The 20,254-nt window shown below is 68.8% G+C and carries 22 protein-coding genes and 1 pseudogene; 9 read left to right on the top strand and 14 right to left on the bottom strand.

The window, feature by feature from the left end:
- Positions 1 to 227 precede the first annotated feature (227 nt).
- Positions 228 to 2,399 (top strand): CHAT domain-containing protein, encoded by a 2,172-nt coding sequence (locus ACFYX4_RS22415; protein ID WP_389335913.1) that lies wholly within the window; start codon positions 228 to 230, stop codon positions 2,397 to 2,399.
- Positions 2,400 to 2,470: 71 nt separating this feature from the next.
- On the opposite strand, the gene ACFYX4_RS22410 is transcribed toward ACFYX4_RS22415, so the two are convergent.
- The 6 genes and pseudogenes from ACFYX4_RS22410 to ACFYX4_RS22385 form a co-directional block, all read right to left on the bottom strand.
- Complete coding sequence (locus ACFYX4_RS22410; protein ID WP_389335910.1) at positions 2,471 to 2,872, bottom strand: hypothetical protein; 402 nt, start codon at positions 2,870 to 2,872, stop codon at positions 2,471 to 2,473.
- Between the two features lie 77 nt (positions 2,873 to 2,949).
- A complete protein-coding gene (locus tag ACFYX4_RS22405) occupies positions 2,950 to 4,131 on the bottom strand; it encodes a helix-turn-helix domain-containing protein (RefSeq protein WP_389335907.1) in 1,182 nt (393 codons plus the stop codon).
- A 160-nt stretch (positions 4,132 to 4,291) separates the two neighbouring features.
- Positions 4,292 to 4,861, bottom strand: coding sequence for a transcriptional regulator (locus tag ACFYX4_RS22400; protein WP_389335904.1), 570 nt, complete (start codon positions 4,859 to 4,861; stop codon positions 4,292 to 4,294).
- Between the two features lie 9 nt (positions 4,862 to 4,870).
- Positions 4,871 to 6,320 (bottom strand): annotated as a pseudogene (locus tag ACFYX4_RS22395) (helix-turn-helix domain-containing protein).
- Complete coding sequence (locus ACFYX4_RS22390; protein WP_389335901.1) at positions 6,317 to 6,619, bottom strand: helix-turn-helix transcriptional regulator; 303 nt, start codon at positions 6,617 to 6,619, stop codon at positions 6,317 to 6,319. The pseudogene ACFYX4_RS22395 and the gene ACFYX4_RS22390 overlap by 4 nt, the downstream one beginning before the upstream one ends.
- Positions 6,620 to 7,282: 663 nt before the next feature.
- Positions 7,283 to 8,173, bottom strand: coding sequence for a MerR family transcriptional regulator (locus ACFYX4_RS22385; RefSeq protein ID WP_389335898.1), 891 nt, complete (start codon positions 8,171 to 8,173; stop codon positions 7,283 to 7,285).
- A gap of 200 nt (positions 8,174 to 8,373) precedes the next feature.
- Here ACFYX4_RS22385 and ACFYX4_RS22380 point away from each other — a divergent pair, with 200 nt between their 5' ends.
- Positions 8,374 to 8,736 carry a hypothetical protein gene (locus ACFYX4_RS22380; RefSeq protein ID WP_389335895.1) on the top strand — a complete coding sequence of 121 codons (363 nt, stop codon included), beginning with the start codon at positions 8,374 to 8,376 and terminating at the stop codon, positions 8,734 to 8,736.
- Between the two features lie 130 nt (positions 8,737 to 8,866).
- The gene (locus ACFYX4_RS22375) at positions 8,867 to 9,235 is read left to right on the top strand and encodes a hypothetical protein (protein WP_389335892.1); all 369 of its coding nucleotides are present in this window, start codon (positions 8,867 to 8,869) and stop codon (positions 9,233 to 9,235) included.
- 302 nt (positions 9,236 to 9,537) lie between these two features.
- Here ACFYX4_RS22375 and ACFYX4_RS22370 read toward each other — a convergent pair whose 3' ends face one another.
- The gene (locus tag ACFYX4_RS22370; RefSeq protein ID WP_389335889.1) at positions 9,538 to 9,909 is read right to left on the bottom strand and encodes a hypothetical protein; all 372 of its coding nucleotides are present in this window, start codon (positions 9,907 to 9,909) and stop codon (positions 9,538 to 9,540) included.
- Positions 9,910 to 10,991: 1,082 nt separating this feature from the next.
- Here ACFYX4_RS22370 and ACFYX4_RS22365 point away from each other — a divergent pair.
- The 3 genes from ACFYX4_RS22365 (at position 10,992) to ACFYX4_RS22355 (ending at position 12,645) form a co-directional block, all read left to right on the top strand.
- Positions 10,992 to 11,531, top strand: coding sequence for a hypothetical protein (locus ACFYX4_RS22365; RefSeq protein ID WP_389335886.1), 540 nt, complete (start codon positions 10,992 to 10,994; stop codon positions 11,529 to 11,531).
- Positions 11,528 to 11,950, top strand: coding sequence for a hypothetical protein (locus ACFYX4_RS22360; RefSeq protein ID WP_389335883.1), 423 nt, complete (start codon positions 11,528 to 11,530; stop codon positions 11,948 to 11,950). Before ACFYX4_RS22365 ends, ACFYX4_RS22360 begins: the two co-directional genes overlap by 4 nt.
- Before the next feature lie 65 nt (positions 11,951 to 12,015).
- On the top strand, positions 12,016 to 12,645 hold the full coding sequence (locus ACFYX4_RS22355; protein WP_389335880.1) for a hypothetical protein: 630 nt from the start codon (positions 12,016 to 12,018) through the stop codon (positions 12,643 to 12,645).
- A gap of 258 nt (positions 12,646 to 12,903) precedes the next feature.
- On the opposite strand, the gene ACFYX4_RS22350 is transcribed toward ACFYX4_RS22355, so the two are convergent.
- The 4 genes from ACFYX4_RS22350 to ACFYX4_RS22335 are packed head-to-tail and all read right to left on the bottom strand — an operon-like array spanning position 12,904 to position 16,103.
- Positions 12,904 to 13,917 (bottom strand): NAD(P)H-dependent glycerol-3-phosphate dehydrogenase, encoded by a 1,014-nt coding sequence (locus ACFYX4_RS22350; RefSeq protein ID WP_389335877.1) that lies wholly within the window; start codon positions 13,915 to 13,917, stop codon positions 12,904 to 12,906.
- Positions 13,914 to 14,774 carry a class I SAM-dependent methyltransferase gene (locus tag ACFYX4_RS22345; protein ID WP_389335874.1) on the bottom strand — a complete coding sequence of 287 codons (861 nt, stop codon included), beginning with the start codon at positions 14,772 to 14,774 and terminating at the stop codon, positions 13,914 to 13,916. Before ACFYX4_RS22345 ends, ACFYX4_RS22350 begins: the two co-directional genes overlap by 4 nt.
- Positions 14,771 to 15,343 carry a YcaO-like family protein gene (locus tag ACFYX4_RS22340; protein WP_389335946.1) on the bottom strand — a complete coding sequence of 191 codons (573 nt, stop codon included), beginning with the start codon at positions 15,341 to 15,343 and terminating at the stop codon, positions 14,771 to 14,773. Before ACFYX4_RS22340 ends, ACFYX4_RS22345 begins: the two co-directional genes overlap by 4 nt.
- Positions 15,344 to 15,365: 22 nt before the next feature.
- Entirely contained in the window at positions 15,366 to 16,103 is a 738-nt protein-coding gene (locus ACFYX4_RS22335; protein ID WP_389335871.1) for an SDR family oxidoreductase, read from the bottom strand.
- Positions 16,104 to 16,195: 92 nt separating this feature from the next.
- Here ACFYX4_RS22335 and ACFYX4_RS22330 point away from each other — a divergent pair, with 92 nt between their 5' ends.
- Positions 16,196 to 17,059: a LysR family transcriptional regulator gene (locus tag ACFYX4_RS22330; protein WP_389335868.1), complete on the top strand. Its 864-nt coding sequence runs from the start codon at positions 16,196 to 16,198 to the stop codon at positions 17,057 to 17,059.
- A gap of 46 nt (positions 17,060 to 17,105) precedes the next feature.
- Here ACFYX4_RS22330 and ACFYX4_RS22325 read toward each other — a convergent pair whose 3' ends face one another.
- The 3 genes from ACFYX4_RS22325 to ACFYX4_RS22315 form a co-directional block, all read right to left on the bottom strand.
- The gene (locus ACFYX4_RS22325) at positions 17,106 to 17,552 is read right to left on the bottom strand and encodes a DUF2267 domain-containing protein (protein ID WP_389335865.1); all 447 of its coding nucleotides are present in this window, start codon (positions 17,550 to 17,552) and stop codon (positions 17,106 to 17,108) included.
- A 64-nt stretch (positions 17,553 to 17,616) separates the two neighbouring features.
- On the bottom strand, positions 17,617 to 18,012 hold the full coding sequence (locus tag ACFYX4_RS22320; protein ID WP_389335862.1) for a DUF2267 domain-containing protein: 396 nt from the start codon (positions 18,010 to 18,012) through the stop codon (positions 17,617 to 17,619).
- A 101-nt stretch (positions 18,013 to 18,113) separates the two neighbouring features.
- Complete coding sequence (locus ACFYX4_RS22315; RefSeq protein WP_324975789.1) at positions 18,114 to 18,545, bottom strand: Hsp20/alpha crystallin family protein; 432 nt, start codon at positions 18,543 to 18,545, stop codon at positions 18,114 to 18,116.
- 128 nt (positions 18,546 to 18,673) lie between these two features.
- On the opposite strand from ACFYX4_RS22315, the gene ACFYX4_RS22310 reads away from it, so the two are divergent.
- Both ACFYX4_RS22310 and ACFYX4_RS22305 read left to right on the top strand, forming a co-directional pair.
- Positions 18,674 to 19,303, top strand: a complete 630-nt coding sequence (locus tag ACFYX4_RS22310) for a type III effector protein (RefSeq protein ID WP_389335859.1) — start codon at positions 18,674 to 18,676, stop codon at positions 19,301 to 19,303.
- 598 nt (positions 19,304 to 19,901) lie between these two features.
- The gene (locus ACFYX4_RS22305; protein ID WP_389335856.1) at positions 19,902 to 20,246 is read left to right on the top strand and encodes a helix-turn-helix domain-containing protein; all 345 of its coding nucleotides are present in this window, start codon (positions 19,902 to 19,904) and stop codon (positions 20,244 to 20,246) included.
- Positions 20,247 to 20,254: the final 8 nt, after the last annotated feature.

Genomic DNA, 20,254 nt, shown 5'->3' with positions numbered 1-20,254 from the left:
CTGGAACGGCTGGCACCACCACGTCACCCTCGTCTCCGCCGCCCACGCCTTCTGCACCCTGCAACGACTGGCACGAGACCCAAAAGACACGGCGCAGGACTGAGCCTCTACCAAGTCGTCCGCGAACTACAGACACTCCTCGCCGTCTGGACCGGCGCCTGCCCCACCTGCCATCGCGACATACCCACACCACTACGAACCTGACCAAGCCCTACTAGGCTCCAGGAGTGACGACACCAGCCCCTCACCCCCCGGATGCCGGCAGACATCTGCTCTACCTCGTGGTGTTCGACCCGGAGGACGGCACGGCTCCCTCAGAGATCTCGCCGGTCATCGACGCACCGCTTGAGGACCCCGATCAATTCGCCATCCCTCACGCACTGGCACGCGACGTGGCCCGGGCGTTGCCCGGGTTGTGGTACTGCCTGCATCTGCCGCAGTCACGAGGAGAACTGGTCGACCTTGAAGCATGGAAGCTGAAGGGCCTGCAGCAGCTGGCGATGGGACATCACGTGATGCCCGTTCCCGTCACCGCGCTCGACAGCCTGGCTCTGGCACCGTGGTGGCGGCCGATGCTGGCGTTGTGCCCGGACGAGCTCGTCGAGCGGACCGCACGGGGAGCGGTCGCGCTGGGGGTCGAACTCCCCGTCGCCTCCTTCTCGTCTCTGGGCGACGCGAGTCTCGAAGAACACTGGCAGGCCATCCAGGAGCGCGTATACCCCGACGTCCCTCCGCTGGCGGGGAAGGTCGCTCTCAGCCGTCGGCTGGACCTGGCCGCGTTGGACCTGCCCTGGCGTCTCATGGCTCGCCGGATGGGCTGGGACATCGATGCGCCCGCCGATGAGGAACCACGTACGCTGCTTCATCGCACCCTGCAGGGGCACACGCTCGTCGCGGCCACCGCCCGACTGGAGCGTCAGGGACTGACTAGCGAAGAGGCCGAACCGGTCTTTGGACAGACGGTCGTTGAGGAGAAGGCACGACTGCGGCTGCCGGTTGCACTGGCGCTGCCCGGAGTCGCGCCCGCATACGTACGCGGCGCCTACCCCCCTCAGCTGCGCAAAGCCCGCGTCCGCCCGCTCGCGGCCCTGGACGCCGGCGACACCTGGTCGACCGAGATCGGTGAACGCGATGATGCCCACGTCGAACGGGCGGCCATCGAGTACACGCTGACCCACCGGGCCGTCGCCAACGACAGCCTGGGACTGATGATGCCCTCCGTTCCCCCCAGCGCGTTCACGCTGCTGGCCGATCTGGAAAAGCACTTCCGAGACTCTGCCGCGGACCGCCCCCGCTCGGTGGAGAAACTGCTCAGCCGCCTCAACGCTGTCGTCAGGCCCTTGTTCACCGAACCGGTGGTGGAGGCCATCAGCCGGGCGTCAATGCTCACGGTGTTCTCCAACTTCCCGCTGGGCCTTGCCACCCTGCCGGGCGACACCGCCCCGCTGGCGGCGCGCCTGCCCCTGACGTACGAGCCGCTGCTGCCGCTGACCCGCACCGTGCAGAAGGCCGGTGCCGTCGCCGTCGGTGTCGAGTGGAAGAACCGCATCCGTGTCCTGGTGGCCGAGTGCATCCCCGCCAGCGACCCGGTGGGCCGAATCTCACGAGACGGTTGGCGGATCACTCAGGACACCCTGAAAGACGTCGAAGGGCTGAGTATCCACGCGGTGCAGACGCTCTCCCTGGCTGCCCTGCGCGAGGCCGTCAGCGAGCACACACCTGACCTGCTGATCATCAGCGCCCACGGCACCCTCGTTGCCAACACGGCGGCCATCGTCATCGGCGACGAACCGCACGTCGAACTCGGCCTGCAGCACACTCCACCCGTCATTGTGCTCAGCGCATGTCACGTCGCTCCCCGGGGATCCAGCGCCGTCTCCATCGCCGATCTCCTGCTGCGCGAGGGCGCACTGGCCGTACTGGGCACGCAAGTGCCCGTGGACGTGCGCCGCAACATGATGCTGACCGGCCGCCTGCTGACCAATCTCGCCGACCACCTCATCAACCAAGGACGTCACGCCACACTGTTGGAAGTGTGGCATCACACCCAGACCACTAACACCGTCAACGACATCCTCATGTCCACACCGTCGCTCAGCAGTTGGGGACGGACCCCCAGCCCGGGCGGCGGGCTGGCCCCACTACAGGAATTCATGATCAGCAGATCGGCCGGGCGGCTGCGCGGTGCCCACATCTACCAGGACACCGAACAAGTCCTCGGCGAGATCGCAGATGATCAGGGACGCGGCGAACAGGTCCGCAACTGGTTCCGCCGCCCGGGCTACGTTCCGGAATCACTCTTCTACCTCTTCGCAGGCCGTCCGGAACGGATCCTCATCTCCTCCATTGAGGAACGCGTCGCGGCGCTCTGGCCAGACTCCGACACTCCGGGGAGGTAAACACCACCGACCAGCGCAAACCCAGCAACCGCTATAGCAGTCTGCACGAGAACGACATGCCCCATCGTCAGTCATGTCAGTAGCAGATGAGCACCACGCGTCAGCGCCAACCGCCAGGTCACCGGGCTTGCACCACTGACACCTAAATGACGACGCCCAACTGATACTCCCCTGCAGACCAGCAACTCAGCCACGCGAAGCACGTCGGACAGCCCTTCGAACAGACGGGCCGTAATGAACCTCAGTTCATGAAGGCCAAGTTTGTCCGGTCTGTTCAGCAAGCGGCGTACGTGAGCGAGTACTTCGTGCCCATCCCGTACCTGCTCAGCTTCCATAGCGTCTGCCATGGAGGACAGCACGCCGCCCTCACTCGCAGGCGATAGCCAGCACGCCTTGCCTTCATGCGTCCACGGCAGCAGTCTCAGCGCCCCCAGATTCCGGTCCGCGCCTTCGTGCATCGTTTTGTTGGCCATGCCTCGACGTTACGGATCGCAGATGACCTGCGTCGATGGCACTTTGATGGTGCGTCAGACGGAAGTGCCACGCAGTGTCACACGGGAAGTTGCACCAGGTCGGCAAGCTCCCGCATCTCGGGGGTCAGGGTCCGGCGCTTGCTCATGATCCGGCCGAGGACGTCTCGGGCGTACTGCTGGTTCGGGAGCCACTGCGGGGAGCCCGTGCGGATCTTCTGAAACGTGTCCATGGCCTCCGCGTACTGTCGGAGCTGGGTGTGAGCGTTCGCCACGTCGAGCAGGTGGCGGTTCCGGTTGTTCGAGGTCGGCTTCAGGCTGTCTGCGGGGATGCGTGAGGCGAGGGTGAGCACCTTATCCGGCTGGTCGACCACCATTGCGTTCTCTGTGCGCTTCAGGGCTACTGTGACCGGCCCGAAGGTCCGCAGGAAGTCCCCATCGGGGGTGCACTCGTGTCCCATGGCCACGGCAGCCGAGGTGGCGAGCCGCAAAGCGTCCTCGGCCTCGCCGGGACGGTTGTCTCGGATCGCTGCTGCCGACAGGCGGAGCAGAAGCCAGCCCCAGGTGCTCAGTTCGGACGGTGTGGCACGGGACATGCGTGGCTCGACCTCATCAGCCCAGTGCACGGCCAGCTCTCGGGCCTGGGCTAGTTTTCCACGGCGCAGGAGGAGCCAGCACTGGACGTTGACGGTCGCGGCAGTCTGGATGTGGTCGGTGGCGTCGTCGAGGGCGCGCTCCAGGGCCATCTCGGCAGCGTCGAACTGGCGCGTCTGGGTCATCAGCCAGCCGGTGAGCTCTAGGAGGCGGGCGCGCAGTGGCCGGCCGCGGGGGTCGGTTTCGGTGAGCGCTTCCGTGTCACGCAGGAGTGGTGGGAGGACTGTTCTGAGCTGGTCGAAACGGTCACGCGAGAACAGGGGGGTGGCTGCTTGAAGCGCGTCTCGTACGCCGTCGTAGGTGGGTGCCTCGGAGGAGACTCCATCGGGATTGGGAGAGGCTGCGAGAGCGGTATTCACTGGCGCCCAGCGGTCTATTGTGTCTTGGCTGGCCGAAGCCTCGGGGTGCTCGGCGATGAGTCGTGTTGTCGGCACCTTCAGCGCACTCGCGAGTTGGCGCGCGGTCTCCAGGCGCGTGTCGTTGCGCTCTCCCTGTTCCAACTTGCGGATGAGTGAGAGGGAGACGCCTGAGAGTTCGGAGAGTTCACGCTGGCTGAGGCCGCGACGCTTGCGGGTATCGCGAAGCCGTTCACCAAGGTTGGCGCTCATGCTTCGAGGGTACGGCGTGCAGCACTGGGGCAGACATCGGTCGACAGTTCAGGGCGTGGGTGTGGTGCTGTGCCGAGTTCCGCGACTGCTGGGCGGCGGGCGGCCTGGGTCGGGACTGCCAGCAGCTGGGTGGTCGTGGGGTGTGGTTCTGCACGATGTCTCAGGCGGCGAATCCCACGGAGGTGACGTACTCGTATTTTCCCCATTGGGAACCGAGGTTGACCATTTGGTCGATCCAGGCGTCGTCGAGGGCTCGGGCTTCTTGTTTGGCCCATGCGTCGATGATGGCGTCCCAGTTGCGGATGTTCAGTCTGCGGTATTCCAGGACGCGTTGGTGGGGAATCGGTACGTGGCTTTGGTCGAGGGGGTGGATTTCGACTCGTGTTCCGCCGTTTGCGTTCAGGCGTTTGAGGAGGTATCGGGCGACGTTGTGGCGGCGCAGTGCCCAGTAGGCGGCGTCGATCTTCGTCAGGTTGGCTTTGTTGGGGCGTTGTTTTCCGGCGAGCCAGGCTTTGAGGGTGCGGGGGGTGACGGTGATGCCGGCTTCGCGCATGGCGTCGTGGCCGGCTTGCGAGCGGGTGAGGTAGCGCAGGCGGGCGGACAGGCCGCGGGAGGAGGTGACCGGGGAGGCGATGCCGCCGATGAGGGAGTCGAGTACGCGGGCCGCGGCTTCGCTTCCGCGCTCGCCCTTGGCGCCGTAGTGTCCGAAGTCGTGTGTCCTGTCCGGCATGTGGGGCCTTTACCGCTGGCCGGTCTGGAGGGTGTAGACGTCTTTCACTTTTACTTGTGACACGTCGCGCCCTTCCGTGAATACTTGTCGCCAGTCGCCGGCGATGTGGAGTTCGTCGGTTCCCATGACCCGCATGACGGCGAGTCCGGCTGTGTGTGCTTTGTGGGCTTTGAGCCATAGGTTGACGAATGCCTGCGAGCGGATGATGTGCATCCAGTCGGGGCGGTAGAGCGCCCTGTTGTAGTTCGACTCTCCCATGGTGGACACGAACTTAGAATACATGGATTTCACGTATTCCAGGGTGACTTCGTCTTCTTCGGTGATGGCTTTTTCGCGGGCGTCGCGCAGGGTCTGGCGGAATTTCTCGAAGAGTTGTTCCGTCGATCCGGAGGTGAAGGATTCGTGGATGACCGGGGGGTCGCACAGGTGGCCGTATTGCTGGGTTGCCAGGCGCTGGAGGAGGCGGAGGGTGGGTTCGGTGACCCAGACGGGGCCCGGTTCCTCGCGGTTGCCCAGGGGGTTGGGGAGGTAGGGGTGGTGGTCCCATTCCGGTGGGGTGATGAGGTGGATTCCTGAGCGGCGGCGGGAGTGGACGTTTCCGGTGGAGTATTCGAGGGCGCCGAGCGGGAGGTGGGTCTTCAGGGCGGAGAGGTAGGCGCCGTTGATGTCGAGGGCGGTCACCTCGTCGGTGTCGGGGGGTGGGTCGAGCCGCGTCCAGTGGGGGCGTCCCTCCCATACTTCGTCCGCGCCGTGGGCGGACTTCTTGCGGAGGATGTCGGGGAGCGGCGGGTGGCCGATGATGTCGTAGCGGGCGCCGGTGCGGCAGGCGTCCAGCAGGGTCATGGCGTCCGGGATCGCGCGGCGTTGCAGTTCGGCGGTGGCTGCTTTGAGGTCGCCGCCTTGTGCGTCGAGGGTTTCGTGGACGGCTTGTGCGATCAGTTCGGGGGTGCGGCCCTGGCTCTGGGGGGGAGCGGCGGTGGGTGGGTGGGGGCTGGTGTGCGGGCGGTGGTGGGGCAGGGGTGGGGGTTTCGGGGGGTGGGGTGTGTGGGGTGGGGGGTGTGCAGTCGGCGGGGTGGAGGTGTTGGGGGTAGCCCTCGATCTGGTCGGTGGCGGGGGCTCCGCACAGGACGCAGGGTTGGGGGGCGGGGAGGGATTCGTCTTCGTGCGTGGTGGTGGGGGTGGTTGTGGGCGGGGTTGGGGTTGGTGTTTCGGTCTGGGTGTGCAGTTTTTCTTGGGCGGCGTCCAGGAAGTAGGCGTACTTCTCGCGGATTTCGCCGCTGGGGTCGCGTCCTTGTTCCCAGCCGCCGATTGTGGAGGGGCTTACTCCCAGTGCCTGGGCTACCTGGGTGCGTGAGAGGTTGAGTGCCTGGCGTAGGGCGCGGCGTTGTGCGGCGGGGGGGAGGTCTGCGGGTTTGCGGGCGTGGGCGAGGAGTGCGTCGATCGCGTCGAAGTCGGTCATTGTGGTGTTCCCTGGGCGGCTGCGGGGGTACGGCGGGGTGTTGGGGTGCGTCGCCGTTGGGGGGGTAGGGCGTCGCAGGCGCGGGTGGGGCCGGCGAGCAGGTCCAGGACGTCGATTTCGTAGTGGGCGGCGAGGGCTTCGCAGTCGTTGAGGCTCCAGGCTGCGCTGCCGGATTGGCGGCGGCTGATCTGGGTCTGGCTGACGCCGAGTGCGGCGGCGAGGTCTGCCTGGGACTCCCCTGTGATCTGCATGAGCGTGGCTGCGGTTGCTCGCACGCGCTCGCCGAGGGTCATCTTCATGGGGCCAGACTAAGAGATCTATGCGCTTTGGGTTTGAGAATTGGTGAAAGCGTGTGGGGGCGGCACCGCCCGTCCGGAGCACCGCCGGCGCCGCTGCTCGTTCGACCACCTCGGCCCGGCCCGTACCCATCTCGCCGGCGGCGACGTCGGCACCGTCCGCTCCCGCCGCGTCGCGGACCGGCTCGGCGAGCTGGACACGGAAGCAGCTCAGGTATCGGAATCAGGGCCCGGACGGGATCTGCGGGACCGGATCCACGGGACCGGATCCACGCCCGCCTCGTCGAGGCACAGGTGACGTGCAGCCAACTGCTGCTGGAGACTCTCGATCGCGAGCCCTTCCGTACGGATGATCGCCTCACGGCCCCTTCGGGCGCTCTTGCTAGGGCGTGTAACGGAAGGTCCCCGTTCTCTCGAGCGGGTAGCGCTCCGAGGCTGGATGAAGCACGTGGCAGCGCTGCTCCTGTTCCGTGGCCTACCGGTGGCTGGCCGGGATCATTCTGCCGCCATGCCCGGGCTCCGTGACAGCGGCCAGTTCGGAATCCCCACGTGCGGCCAGTTGTGATGTCACTCTTGGTTATGGCCGGGCTCGACGTCTGACCCGATCGGTCACATGCGGATGAACGCGACCGGTTGTCGGGCCACGTCAGTGCCAGGCACAGGCGATCAGCTGTCCGCGGAGTGGGCGTCGGCAAGGGCCTCGCCGAAGAGCCGTCCGGCGAGTTCCACGCAGCGCATCCGGGCAGGAGAGAAGTCGTAAGGCATCTTGGTGATCGCTGCGGCGGCACTCATCTCTGTGCCCTCCTCCCCTTTCAGGTCGGCGTCGCAGATCTCGAAGATCTTCTCCTCGGCCGCGTCGAGACCAGCTGCCTCGATGGCCTGATTCAGGGCCATTTGGTGAGCGCATCGCTGTACGGCGAGCTCTTCGACGCGCGGGTCGTCGGGTTCGACGCCGTCGTCGAGGGCGGCCTCGGCCGCCTCAAGACGGTCCTCCTCGGCCCGCAGGCCGGGGTGGGTGGCCAGCACGATGAACGTGCCGGCCTGGATGGCGGCGCCCAGCGGCCCGAAGATCCGTTCCGTGACTAGCAGGGCGTCCAGATCGGAGGGGCGCAACGCGCCCGGGGGCAGGTGGCTGAGCCGGTCCGTGACCAGTTCGGAGAGCAGCCCCAGCGGGCTGTCCAGCGCCTGCAGGCGCTGGACAGCCGCGCGCCGACGTTTGATGGCGGCCTCCTGCGCCGCCAAGGTTTCCTCCAGCCTGCTCAGGACCGACTCGATATCCGGGGCTTGGTCCAGGGTTTCGTCTCCAGCTTCGTCCCGGGCTTCGCCGAAGGCGGCCCGCATATCGTCCAGGCTGATACCGGCATCAGCCATCTTGCGGATCCACAGCAGGCGGGTCATGTCGTCATAGCCGTAGCGGCGGCGGCCGTCCCCGCCGCGCTCGGGCTCCGGCAGCAGACCGATCTCGTGGTAGTGGCGGATGGCGCGTGGGGTGATCCCGGCGAACGCAGCGGCATCACCGATCTTGACCTGCCGGGGAGGCGTGAGGGAGGGGTACATCGCAGACAGAACCTTTCGTGCTGTGGTGCCCCGACCCCACCACATGCCGCTACGGCATGTGCAACAACCCCATCCAGGTGCCACCGGAGCCAGGCCCTGGCTGCCGCCGGGACCGATCAAGAGGCGACGAACCATCCGGGAACGCAGAGTGACCACCGGCGGCCAGATAGCTCCCCGCCAAGTGGCCGCCGCTGTGGCTGATGACCGGACGCCACTACAAGAACGCCGTCGACGCCGACGGCAACAAACTCCCCGCAGGAGCACCCCGCCGCGACCCGTGGGGCGTCATCGCACCCGTCGTTCGCGCCGCCGCCGTACTCGAACGCCTCCACCCGCACCCGCTGCTGTTCCCGAACCGGCTCACCCCGTACCAACAGCACCTCCGCGACACCAAGCGCCAGGGTGAAGCACGCACCGACGGCCAGATCGCCAGGGATCTCACCGCGTTCGTCACCTGGATCAATGGCGAATGCCGACGGCTGGGCCGCGCCGACGTCATCCCCTCGGACGAGAACGGCCTCCTCGCCGCCTCCCGGTTTCGCCGCACTCTGGCTTGTGCATAGGCGGTCAGTGACCGGCTGGCCGAAGCGGAGGGGCGTTCACATGTGGACGGGGAGTTCCTCGTCCGCCGGCTCGACACCTCCAGATCCGCCAAGAGTGACGTAGTGGTCACGTTCCGTTATGAGAAGATCCATGCGCGTCGGCATCGAGCCGGCCAGTGAGGAGACAGCCATGCCTGAGACCACGCCCAACTCAAAGGGCCCCGCACCAGCCCAGTACAAGCCCGCAGCGACCGAACCGGCACTCGTCCCGGCCGACCAGGTCAAGCCCGAGGACGTAGCCAAGCTGACGATTGAGTACCGGGACGGCCAGCCCGTGATCGTCGTCAGCGGCGGGACGATGATCCCCGGCGGTATTACGGTTGTGGACAAGGCAGGCAACGCTGTCGCGGGGTACGCGGCACGGCACCACCCCGTGGGGTTCATCTTCTCGGCCTTCAACCTGAGTGGGACGACTGATTTCGACCCTGATGTCGAGCTTGACCTCAAGAACAAGAACTGACCCGCATCTGTCCTGTGCCCAGGCACAGCCCGGGCCGGGGCATCGCGCCTCAGAACGGCGTACAGGACGCTCCGAGATCTCGCAATCATCGCCGACGCACGGCTCAATCTCCGATGCCATCGCCGAGGTGGGCCGCCTGCTCGCGCCGGGTGAGGCCCGCCGGTGATGGCGGCGCGCGGGCTCCCGCCACAGGCCGCAGTCGGCCAGGTAGAGCACGGACGGCAAGGCCAGGCCACCACACCGATGCCCGGTGCGCCCTGCTGGGTGGGACCGGGCATCGGCGGATAGAGGAGGGACCTGGGTCACGCCTCTGCGACTTGGAGCAGCCAGCTGACCGGGATGTCGTCCTCAGTGTCGGTAGCGCTCTTCTTGACGCGGCCGATGGCGACCTTCTGCGTATTTGCCGGGAGTTTCGCGCCCGTATTGATGCGGCCGCCTGCATGCAAGACGTCCAGGTTCTTGTCGGTGCTCCAGCTGGTGCCGTCGTGCCACTTCACCTTGATCCGTGCATCCCCCCAGGCGGCGCCGAAGCTGATCCACAGGTCGCCCGACCAGCCGGCCTGGTTGGCCATCGGGACGGATACGACGATGCCGTATTTGTAGTGGATGAGCGCGCCGCTCTCAGTGAACGCGAAGCCGGGGGGAATCTCGCCGGCCTGGAAGTCCGCCGCCATCAGTACTCCTTGTTTGTCACTGCTCCGGTGCCGCGGGAAGCGACACCGCACCGCAGCCCGCAGACCACGGCACGAACCACGCTAGGAGCCCATTCGGGACCCTTCTCAACTTCACACGCACAAACCATCAGTTGAGGGGTAGTGCAAGCTTGCCCAGCTCCTCCGCTCCGCTTCTGCGCCCCGGGGTGCCCCCTGCTGCGCCCCGGGGAGCGGCTGACCTTTTCGGCCGCCGGCCGGGGCCTAGGGTCTGCAGAAGTGGATCTTTTTGTTGATGATCACGCCTCGTGGGGCATGGTGATCTGACGAGCGGCCAGTGGGCCCAGCTGGAGCCGTTGTTGCCGCAGGGCATCAAGCCGGGCCGTCCACCGGCGTGGACGCGGCGGCAGCTGATAGCCCCGTATACGTTGCAGGCCGACGAAGGTGCTTGCGGACCAGGGCCTCGTGCAGGTCGGGGACGTTGCGGCCCGGCCTCACCTCGACGGCGCCACTGGTGGAAGGCCAGATGATCCGCCTCCGTGGCAGCCCGCCACGACTTCCCACCGCGCGCGGTATGCAGAAACGTGAAGAACCGGGCCAGCGCTCTGGCCCGGTTGGCGTTGCTGTTCCACCGCGCCGTGAGATTCGCCTGAAGGAAGTACGAGTTGAGCGCCACGTCGTACTCGAACCGCGGCGAAAGCAGGAACGGCAGGCCATCCGGCAGACCCGCCTCATCCAGCCACGACACCAGGTCGCCGGGTCGTACGTCCAGGAAAGAACGCATAGTCGTGGGGGCGGATAGGTCACGGCTCACGAAGTGCACCGTCCACCCGGGACTGCTCAGCACCTGCGGACCCTAACCGGTCAGTGACCGTACCCCGGCGACCACCCGGCGGTGCTCATCCCCCGCATCCCGTGGTGAGCGACAGCTGAACGTCTCCGCGTCTGAGGCCGGCCAGGGCATCACCCAGCCGCTGTGCGGCGCGCTGGAGCTGTGCGGTCAACGGTCAGTTCTCAACCATGTCCACAATCTCGCCTGGTTCATCCGGCGCCGCCCTCGCGGCCTGGTGGCCGCCTCAATTCAGTACGGCCATCTCCATACTCGAATGCTCCAGGGCTGCGCCGGCTCCTACGACTCCGGGTTCCCCGACGAATACGCCTTCGAGGACTGGCTCTACCGCCTGGAGATCCTCGCCGACGACGCACAGGCCCTCGACGACGGCGAGCAGATCAGCGGCCCCGCCGCCGGCGCCTACCGCCACCGCGTCACCGCAGCCACCCGCCAATTCGCCGGGCACGTCCTGACCAGCGACCGCCAGGCCCGCGACCTGCTGGGCAACCCCGTCCTGCAGATACACCACGGCCAAGGGATGACCTGCGTCCTCGACCCCGCCCAGGCCCTTTGCCGGCTGCGCGGAACCATCGACGACCCGCTGGTCACCCCGGACACCGACGACTGCCGGCCCCAGTGCCGCAACATCGCCCGCACCGACCGCGACATCCAGCGCATCCGCCGACACCACCGCGAACTCACCGTCATCGTCGACGACTCACTCGCCCCGCCCATCCGGCACGACCGCGAACGCCACGAACTGACCCGGCTGCAGCGGATCCTCAACGCCCACGAACCGGAGAACCAGCAGTGACCGACACCGCCCCCGCCGACGGCGATCCGGTCCGTGCAGCGGTCCTCGCCGCGATGGACCGGCTCCTGACCGGCACCCCCCTGCGCTCCAGCGGACGCCTCAGCATCTCCCAGCTCGCCATTGAGGCCGGCATCAAACGCTGGCACCTCACCCACCGGCACCTCGATCTGAAAGAGTTCTTCCAGGCCCGCGTGAAAGCCCAGGACAGCACACCCGAGGCGTTCAGCCGCAAGCTCAGCGAGCACGAGCAGCTCAAGAAGAAGTACGCCGACCTCCGCCAACACTGCGCCGACCTGGAAGAACGACTTCAGGTCTATGCCGCCGCGATCAACCTCCTCACGCTGGAGAACGCCGCTCTGAACGGCTCCAACGCCGGAGCGCATGTGCTCCCGATACGCAGACCGGAGACCACGTCGTGAACCCTGCACTCTGTGGTCAACGAAAACCCCGTCCGGCCCCGGGCCGGACGCTTATGTTCCACCCCATGCATGCCAACCAGCTCAAGGCCTCGTCACAGAAATGGATGACCGCGGCGCTCGTGGCGTTCTCGCAGGGCCCCAAGTCATACGACTTCGCGGTTCACCACGCCGGGATCGCCGCTGAGCACCTCCTGAAGGCCTACCTGGCCAGCTTGCACCCGGCTCTGATAGCGGAGGCTCGGCACTTCGACTCGCTCCTCCACACCACAGGCCACGGCACACACTCCTCCATCCCCGCGAACCAGGTGAAAACTATCGGGCTGGTGGAAGCCCATAGTCGCGTACTCCAAATCCTGCGGAAGCAGATCCCGATCAACAAGCAGGCGCTGGAGCCGATCGATCCGGGCGCGAGCCGGTCCCAGCCGCCCTGGCCGATGGACAGCGCGAACCGCGCGGCACAGACCGAGCCGAAAACGATGCGGAACCATTGCAGCCGGCCGGGGTCGGTGGGGCTGCGGAAGCCGGAGGCGAGGGCGTCAAAGAACCACACGGCTGTCCTCCGCTGTCAGCGGCTTCTCGCCGTTCGCGGACAGGACGCGGCCGTGTCCGTCGATCCGGTCGTAGCGGCCGCTGCGGGTGAGGTGGTCGATGACCGTCTGGAGCTGGGGCGGGCCGACGAGGAAGCTCCCCGGTGAGAGGTAGTCGTAGACGTTCACGGGTTCGGTGCGGCCGTCTTTCGTGCCGGTGAGCGAGATGATCGTGAAGGTGGCCCGGCAGAACATCTTCCAGCGCAGCCAGCGGCCGGGCAGGGGGGGTGAAGCCGGCGATCATCCACGTCACCAGGGCGGCGGTTACGGCGAGTTGGGCAGCGGGCAGCGCAGATTCGGGCATGGGGGAGGTGCCTCCGGACGGGAGGGTGCAAGGTGATGCGCCCCGGGGCCGGGGCGCCGGGGTCAGCGCTCGGGCTTGGGGGGCCGCTGCATCAGCGCGGCCGCGGCCTGGTCGAGGGTGACCTTCTCGTGGAGCAGCGCCGAGATCGTCTCTGTGATCGGCATCTCGACGTCGTGGGCGCGCGCCAGGTCGAGGATCGCGCCGGCGGACTTGACGCCCTCGGTGGTCTGCCGGGTGGCGGCGGTCGCCTCGTCGACGCTCTTGCCCTGGCCGAGGTGCGTGCCGAAGGTGCGGTTGCGGGACAGCGGGGAGGTGCAGGTGGCCACCAGGTCGCCCAGGCCCGACAGACCGGCGAGGGTGGCCGGGTGGGCGTCCATGGCCACGGCCAGCCGGGTCGTCTCCGCCAGGCCGCGGGTGATGAGCATGGCGGCCGCGTTGTCCCCCAGGCCCATGCCGGAGGCGATGCCGACCGCGAGGGCGATGACGTTCTTCACCGCGCCGCCCAGCTCGCAGCCGGTCACGTCGGTGCTGGTGTACGGCCGGAAGTACGGGGTGTGGCACGCGGTCTGGAAGCGGCGGGCGGCGTCCTCGTCCGGGCAGGCGATCGTGGCGGCGGCGGGCTGGCCGGCCATGATCTCCCGGGCGAGGTTCGGTCCGGACAGCACCGCGACCCGGTCCGCACCCACGCCGGTCACCTCGGCGATGACCTCGCTGGCCCGCTGCCCGGTGTCGCGCTCGATGCCCTTCATCAGCGACACGATCACCGTGTCGGGTCCGATGTGCGGCGTCCACGCGGCGAGGCTGGCCCGCAGCGACTGCGCGGGGATCGACAGCACGAGCCAGTCGGCGCAGTCCAGCGCGGCGCCCGGGTCCGTCGTGGCCGTCACGGTGGAGGGCAGCTCGATGTCCGGGAAGTAGTCCGGGTTGCGGTGATGCGTGTTGATCGCGTCGGCGATCTCGCTGCGGCGGGCGTATGCGGTGACGGGCGTCCCGGCGTCGGCGAGAATCTTGGCGGCCGCGGTGCCCCAGGAGCCGGCCGAGAACACCGCCGCACGGGCGGTACGGTGCTGGCTCACTGCGGGGTCCTCCCGGTGGACGCGGGGCCGCCGGGGCGGCCGGGCGGGGTCATCGTAGCGATTGTTCCAGGCGCTGAAGGCTCTGCCGCGGGTCGGCGCAGGGTCAGCAGGACTGCGCGGCGCCCGGGGAGCGCGGGCAGCCTTGCGCGCGCCTCCCGCAGCATGTTGTCCGCCTGGTCGTCGCCGAGCTCGCGGCGCAGGTCGTCTTCGTGGTCGATCCACAGCCGGTACAGGCGTGCCCACATCGCCGGTTCGGCGGGCCGCTCGTCGACGTGCTCCACGACGAGCCCGGCGGCGCGGGCCTGCTCCTCCCACAGAGGGCGGGAGCCGCGGCGCAGGGCCCGGGTGAGGACCAGCCGGCCGCCGGGCGCGAGGAGGTGGCCGAGCTCGCGCACCGCATGGGTGCGGTTCGCGGCGAGCGCCAGCGCGTCCACGCACACCGCGCCGTGCGCACAGGCATCCGGCAGGCCGGTGGTCTCCAGGGAGGCGACGCGGAAGCCGGCGGAAACGCGGAAGTGGGTGCGGCGGAAGGTGGCCCGGTCGACGGCGACGGGCGAGATGTCGAGGCCTTCCAGGTCGACCGCGAGGGCGCGGGCCAGCCACAGGCCGACGCCGCCGGTCCCGCAGCCCGCGTCGACGAGGAGCTGTCGGGGCCGCATCCGCAGCCGGGCGGCCATGAGCCCCAGCAGGGGCCAGTCGCACGAGGAGGAGGCGGCGACCTCGTCCGGGTAGTCGTCGCCCATCGCCGCGGCGTACAGGCGGGCGGTGAGGGTGGAGCGGGCCCGCGCGGTGTGGAACGCGTCGTACTGGGCCGCGAGTTCGGCGGGCGAGGACGCTGTCGTCGAGGGGTGCGTCATCGGGGCATCGCCCTTCGGATGCGTGAGCGGGTACCGGGGCAGACGACCTGGACGGCGTGGAAGGGCGCGGCCGGCTGCGACAGATCCAGGGCCACCGGCTCGTGCCCGGTGACGTGGGCGACCCGCCGCGCTACCTCCTCGGCCAGGCCGCTGAAGTCGTCGTGGAGTGCCGGGCCGAGATGCGCGGTCGCCTGCGGCCAGGCGGCGAGTCCGGTAGTCCGGACCGGGCGGAAGGGCGGGGCGTCGAACGAGCCGGGGTCGGTCGGCAGATCATCGCGGGTGCCGGCGATGGCCGCCACCCGCGACTGCGCGGCCTCGGTCAGCGCCCGGGTGGCCGCGATGCCCGGGCTGGAGTGGCAGCCGCCGCCGGCGAAGACGACGGGGTAGTCCTCCGACCACAGGTAGGCCACGCACACCGGCAGTCCGTACGGGCCGTCGACGAGGGCGAGTTCCACCGCCATGCCCGCAGCCGCGAGCCGGTCGACGACCTCCCGGCCGAAGGGGTCGTCGACGGTGGCGGGGTCGACGAGCGTGCGCTGCTGCCCGCCGCACCGGGCGTCGCGGTACAGGTGTGCGTTGGCGGGTTCGTGGTCACCAGGGGACGACGCCGTCGTCCTCGAAGAACGAACCGGTCGGGCCGTCGTCGGGCAGGGTGGCGAGCCGGATCGCTGTGGCCGCGCCCTGTTCAGGAGTGCGGGGCCCTTGGAAGCCTGTGAAGTCGGTCGCGACCAGGCCCGGGCAGGCGGCGTTGATCAGGATGTTCGTATCGGCGAACTGCCGGGCGTACTGCACGGTGAGGGCGTTGAGGAAGGACTTCGACGGCGCGTAGGCCGCCATGACCGGGCCGATCTCGATGTCCGGGTCCGCCTGCCGGGCCAGGGAGCCGACGCTGCTGGAGACGTTGACGATGCGTGGCGAGGCCGAGCGCCGCAGCAGTGGCAGCATCGCGTTGGTGACCCGGACGACACCCATGACGTTGGTGTCCACGACCGTGCGGAGCACCTCCAGGTCGAGTGCGGTCGGGTCCTGCACCCATCCCGGGTCCATCTCGCCCGAGATGCCGGCATTGTTGACCAGGGCGTCCAGGCGCCCGGCCTGCCGTTCGATCAGTTCCGCAGCGTCAGTGACGCTCTGGTCGTCGGTCACGTCCAGCGGTACCCCGAACGCGTCGACGCCGGCGGCGCGCAGCTTTTCGACGGCGGTTTCGCCTCGGGTGGTGTCGCGGGCTCCGACGCCCACGCGGTAGCCGAGGCTGCCCAGCCCGGCCGCGATCTCGTATCCGATGCCCTTGTTCGCGCCGGTCACCAGCGCGATCATCGTTTCGCTCATGCTGATGATGTTGGCTCGCGGACGAGTGGTGCGGCCAACACCGATACGGTGTTCTGTCATACCTGCCGGGTATCACCGCGTATGCTGCGGCCGTGGACACCCTGGAGACCCGCGAGTTGAGGTACTTCGTGGCGGTCGCCGAGGAACTGCACTTCGGGCGCGCCGCCGAGCGCCTCGGCATGGCGCAGCCGCCGCTGTCGCGGGCGATCCAGCAGCTCGAACGGCGCCTCGGGGTCTGCCTGCTGCAGCGCAACCGCCGTGGTGTCCGCCTGACGGGTGCCGGAGAGGTGCTGTTGCACGAGGGCCGGGCGGCCCTCGACGCGAGCGCTGCCGCTGCTCGCCGCACCCGGCGCGCCGGCGGTGCCGACAGCCCTGGCGGCTCCCGCGGTCGGCTGGTCCTCGCGGTGAAGGCCGCTGCGTCGCACGAGCTGCTGCGGAAGCTTCTCGACGCTTATGCGGCCGAGCCCGGCAGTGCCGAGATCGAGGTGCTGCCGTGCGGCCTCTGCGAGCAGGAAGAGCTGCTGCGCGACGGACGTGCTGATGTCGCGCTCATGCACGCGCCGTGGAACTCCCTCGCGGGGTTCGACAGCGAGGCGCTGACGACCGAGGGGCAGGTTGCCGTCCTGCCTGCCGGGCACCCGCTCGCTGCCCGCGAGGCCTTGTCCCTGGCTGATGTCAGGGATGTCCCCGATCTGCCGCTCGCCCGCTGGCCCACCCACGGCGCCTACGCACCCGGCCCGGGCCCCGAGATCCACAACCAGACGCAACTGGCTCAGTTGATCGCCCTCGGACGCACCGTGGCGGTCGTCCCCGACTCCGCCCGCTCCTGGCTGTGGGCGGAGCACACGGCCGTCCCCTTGACCGACGCGCCTCCCGTCGTGACCCACATCGCCTGGCCCGCGCACAGCCGCTCCCTCGCCCTGGCCGGCCTGGTCCGCACGGCCGCACGTCTATGACCAGGCCCGCCCCCAAGGGAATCGGGGCCGGTAGGGCACGTCCGGTTTATGCGGCCGGGGCGAGTTCGGCGCGGCCGAACAGCAGGGCGTAGCCGGTGGGGAGTTGGTGGAGGATGCGGGTGATGAGGTCGGGGCCGGCGTGGGCGGCGACGGCGGCGAAGACGGATCCGGTGTCCCACCGGGTCACGGCCAGGGAGGCGCCGGAGCGGGCGGCGAGGTCCTTGACGAAGGCCCATCCGGTCAGCGGCTGGGCGTCGGGGATCTGCGCGGTCAGAACGCGTGCGGCCTCCAGGGGCAGGCAGGCGGCCAGGTCGACGCGTTCATCGCCGGTCAGCTGGCGTCCCAGCCCCGAAAGGACCAGGCGGACGGCTTCCTCGGCCTTCTCGCGGGTGGGGTAGGCGCCTTCGTAGCGGACCTTCTCCAGCATCTGCTCGTACGCCGTCTCGTGCGGCTGCTGGTGCTCAAGCGGTACGACGCGCACGTCGGTGATCACTGCGGTGCATGCCTTTCGTCAAGCCAGGTTGGGTCGGTGCCGGTGTGCGGCACCGAGGTAGGGGTCAGGTGGGCTGGGGGCGGCCGAAGAGGAGGTCGTAGCCGACGGGTAGCTGGAGCAGGATCTGCCCCAGCAGGTCGTCGCCGGCCGTGTCGGCGACCGTGGACAGCACGGCGCTGACGTCCCAGGTCGCGGTCTGCTCGGTGGCGCCCTCGATCCAGGCCGCGGTCGCCCTCACGAACCGCTCCGTCGGCAGCGGCTCGGCGCTCTGCAGCGGGTTGAGCAGGATCAGGGCGAATTCCTCCGGCAGGCGTGCCGCGAGCTGGGCGCGGACGTCGCCGACCAGGTGCGCGCCGAGCAGGGCGAGCACCACCCGGGCCGCACGCTCGGCTTCCTCCTCAGTGCCGTACTCGCCGCGTTCCTTGACGTGGTCGAGGAACGCTTCGCGTCGCAGAGTCATCTCAGCCGCCACCCCATTTCTTCCTTCGGACTGCCCACGGGGTGCGGAGGGCGGGGTGAGGGGGAGATCAGGTGCCCGTCCTCCGCACCTGTCCGGCCGTGTCAGCCGGAGATCTCCTTGTGGCCGGATCCGACGCCGATGGAGATCTTGCGGGGCTTGGCGCGCTCGGCGATCGGGATGCGCAGGGTGAGCACGCCCGCGTCGTAGTCGGCCTTGATGTGCTCGGTGTCGAGGGTGTCGGCGAGCACGATCTGGCGGGAGAAGACGCCCAGCGGCCGCTCGGACAGCTCCATCTGCACGTCGTCGGCCTTCGCCACCGGCCGGCGCTCGGCCTTGACGGTGAGCATGTTCCGCTCGACGTCGATGTCGATCGCGTCCGCGGTGACACCGGGAAGGTCGAAGGCCACCACGTACTCGTCGCCCTCGCGGTAGGCGTCCATGGGCATCGCCGACGGCTTCGACCAGGTGCCCGGGCCCATCAGCTGCTGCGCCAGCCGGTCCAGCTCACGGAAGGGGTCAGTGCGCATCAACATCGTGAAAACACCTCCAGCAGGTTCAGGCAGTTACTGCCAATGCGCCTCACTGACACCGTTGTAACATGTCATCCAATGGATGACAAACACGATGTCGTCGCCTTGATGACAAACCGAGGGAGGTGCCCGTGACCCCGGCCGACCAGCCGTCCCCGTCCAGCACCGACGCCCACAGCCCGGCGTCGTTCCTCGCCGCCGCAGCAGCCCTGAACGCCATAGACGACGCCCTGCGCGAAGCGCGGCACAAGACCCCCGCCACCCCCGGCGCCGCGCCGGCCCCGGAGCAGGCCCTGGCCTCTCTGATGCTGCTGCGGCAGGTCCGCGAGCAGCTCGCCGGATGGGAGACGGGCCTGATCGAAACCGCCCGCGACGCGGGCGCCAGCTGGGCCGACCTCGCCCACCCCCTCGGCGTCGCCAGCCGCCAGGCGGCCGAGCGCCGCTACCTGCGCGGCCGTCCCGGCCCGGCCGGGACCACCGGCGAGCAGCGCGTGACGGCCACCCGCCAGGCCCGGGCCGCCGACCGCACCACCGCCGCCTGGGCCCGCCGCAATGCGGCCGACCTGCGCCGCCTCGCCGGCCAGATCACCGCACTCACCGACCTGTCCCCCGCCGCCCGCCGCCCGCTCAATGAGCTCCATGCGGCCCTCGCCCACGACGACCCCGCCGATCTCATCGCCCCCCTGGCCGCCGCCCGCCCCCACCTGGCCGCCGCCCACCCCGACCTCGCCGCCCGGCTCGACCACCTCACACCCCCCTGACCTCGCCCGGCGCACCACAGCAGCAGCAGCCCAGTCTCCGGGTTACGCCACCGGTTCGCGTCCGGCACCCACAGATCTCCCGCCCAGGCAGCGCATCCCGCAAGCCGACCAGCACACACAGCTCGTAGAGGATGGCCGGCCGGCTTGGCAGAACTGCACGCATCGAGCCTGAAGAAAATCTGTCGCGGCCACAGTAGACATTGGCTCGTCGCAAGGTTATCTTTTTCGTGTACCCAGGAAGTCGAGATGGGCACGGCAGAGATGAACTGCCGCGCATGCAGGTCGAGCAAGACGCCCCCAAGGGGGCTGCGAGCAGCACCCGCGTCATCCAGTACGACCGAGTAGCCGAAGGTAAAGGAGCAGACGCCATCAGGATCGCCCGGGCGAGGAAGAAGTCCGCCCGGGTACCGCAGGCCCCGGATTGGAAGGTGGTCCCCGGTCACGCATCCGCGATCCCCGCAGCCCCGCCCTCCCAGGCGGAACCTGCGGACAAAGAAGGCCGGCGCAGTTCGCCGGTAGATGGTGTTGAAAGCTCGGGGCCCGGGTGCCGTACGGCACCCGGGCCCCCCGACGTGTGCGTCCCTGAAAGAAGAGGTCTATGCCCCCTGCCGATTCCCGGCCCGTCGACAACCTCGACGACGACGACTACCCCGCCTACACCATGGGCCGGGCCGCCGAGATGCTCGGCACCACCCCCGCCTTCCTCCGCGCCCTCGGCGAACACCTGCTGATCACCCCGCTGCGCTCCGAAGGCGGCCACCGCCGCTACTCCCGCTACCAGTTGCGCATCGCCGCCCGCGCCCGCGAACTCGTCGACCAGGGCACCCCCATCGAATCCGCCTGCCGCATCGTCATCCTCGAAGACCAGCTCGAAGAAGCCCGGCGCATCAACGAGCAACTGCGCGCACAGGGCCGCGAGTCGCAGTCGAACAATTCAGCCTGAATCAGCAC

The organism is Streptomyces sp. NPDC002328 (assembly GCF_042890065.1).
Lineage (GTDB): Bacteria > Actinomycetota > Actinomycetes > Streptomycetales > Streptomycetaceae > Streptomyces.
The sequence above is the reverse complement of the archived record's forward strand: the minus strand, read 5'-3'. Positions and strand labels throughout refer to the sequence as shown.